Source organism: Candidatus Infernicultor aquiphilus, assembly GCF_002784285.1.
Taxonomy (GTDB): Bacteria; Atribacterota; Phoenicimicrobiia; order Phoenicimicrobiales; family Phoenicimicrobiaceae; genus Infernicultor; species Infernicultor aquiphilus.
Genome location: NZ_PFKO01000017.1, coordinates 1 through 1,638 on the forward strand (window position 1 = coordinate 1; position 1,638 = coordinate 1,638).

The following is a 1,638-nucleotide window of genomic DNA, read 5'->3' on the forward strand; positions in this document are numbered from 1 at the left end:
TATCTTGATGAGAAAATTTAATGAGCTTAAACCTAAAAATATTATTACGCTGAGAAATCAAAGGGGATACGGGACTCAAAAAAACTGGATGTGGGTAAGACAAGAACTTCTTTATTATATTAAAGGCAATCCTGAATTCAATGTAAATGCTGAATATACAGATATTCCCAAAATATTAAGGGGGTACTACAAAGAGGTTAATGGAAGAATCACGGAAAATTTAGAACGAAGTAGGTCAAAATTTATAAGGGCAGGTAATGTGTGGGTAGATATCCAGCAGGTATTTTACAGGATGGAAGAAAATGTTCCAGGATGTTATGCTCAGAAACCCTTGAAGGCAATAGAAAGAATAATTTTATCAGGTAGTCGTGAAAAGGATTTGGTTGTAGATTTCTTCGCTCATTCAGGGACAACTTTAATTGCAGGAGAAAGATTGAAAAGAAAGTTATATACATTTGATATTGACCCTGTATTTGCAGAGATTACCATAAGAAGATTAGAGCATTTTAGAAAGACGGGAAAAACGGGGTGGCAATGGCAAAATCCATTCCCTGAAATAGGAAAACAAACAGGAGGACATAGATGGATATAAAACAACTCAAGGATTATCTGAATTCCCTTTCTGAATCGCTAAAGAACACGGACAAAAAGATATTGAATGCCCGTCTTAAAGGCCTTATATCTGCTTTCCCATTTAATGAATATGAGTACATTCTAATTTTTCTCTTGGACAAAAAGATTATAAGTTTTAAGGACTACGAGAATCTAAGGAATGACTATGTGTCTTCAAACAAATATCTTGAACTTTATGGACTTGCCCCACGAATATTCGGCGAGATATGGGTACATGAACACATTAGAGATTTGGATAAGAGATTTATAAAGCCTGACAAATCTATAGATCCTGATTATAATGGGCAGTATGACCTGCGGATTGAGAAACTAAGGGTAGAAGTGAAGGCCTCTAGGGCTATCAATACAAAGGTCAGAGGTAATCTGGTTTCTAAGGCATTACTCTATAACTCCCCTGAACCATTTTGGATGAATTTCCAACAGATAAAATTGGATATTTGAATCTGTTGCTCAAACTTGTTGGTGATAATCTCAATCAGTGGTTCTCACCTAACACCGCAAAGATAACATGATTAATTTTGCGGTGCTTTCTGCATCATAGGCTTTAATGCCATGTTTCTTGTGTTTATCATCCTGCACCTGCCGGTAATATCGAGGTATAGAGGGTATGAGAGAATGAACTCGGGGCATGGTTGTTACGGAACAACTTGAGTAAGTTATGTGTTGCGCAAATCAGCCGCCATTCACTTTGTGCTGCCTTAAGGCCGCGCCGCATAAACGTACCACAATCACGCACAGCTTTGATCTGACCAAATACCGGCTCAACCATCTGGCTACGCAGTTTATACAAAGTGCTCCCACCTTTCGTTAAGAGCTTCCGCTCCATCCGACCACGTACTGATAATTGCTTAGGTATCCTCCCCCGTGGTGCTCCTCGCTCACGCATCGCTTTCCTTTGTTTCCAGTCCTGGGTTGTTGCTATTAAAAACTCAGGATCGATAAGTGAGGAGTTCGCTATGTTATCTTCGCTCCAGTACCCTGCATCCGCCAACTCCCTCTTTATCC

3 protein-coding genes are annotated in these 1,638 nt (G+C 39.4%); 2 read left to right on the forward strand and 1 reads right to left on the reverse strand.

The window, feature by feature from the left end; all coding sequences use genetic code 11:
* Together COZ07_RS00495 and COZ07_RS00500 are read left to right on the forward strand one after the other, a co-directional pair.
* Positions 1–592: DNA methyltransferase (locus tag COZ07_RS00495; RefSeq protein WP_406606661.1), on the forward strand; the 592-nt coding region annotated here is incomplete at its 5' end.
* On the forward strand, positions 583–1,074 hold the full coding sequence (locus tag COZ07_RS00500; RefSeq protein ID WP_406606662.1) for a hypothetical protein: 492 nt from the start codon (positions 583–585) through the stop codon (positions 1,072–1,074). The genes COZ07_RS00495 and COZ07_RS00500, both read left to right, overlap by 10 nt.
* Before the next feature lie 127 nt (positions 1,075–1,201).
* Here the strand turns inward: COZ07_RS00500 and COZ07_RS00505 are convergent.
* Positions 1,202–1,638 (reverse strand): transposase (locus COZ07_RS00505; protein ID WP_406606663.1); only part of this gene is annotated, 437 nt, incomplete at its 5' end.

Coding starts and splice junctions, on each gene's coding strand:
- COZ07_RS00500 (WP_406606662.1), top strand. CDS start 583: ATGGATATAAAACAACTCAAGGATTATCTGAATTCCCTTTCTGAATCG.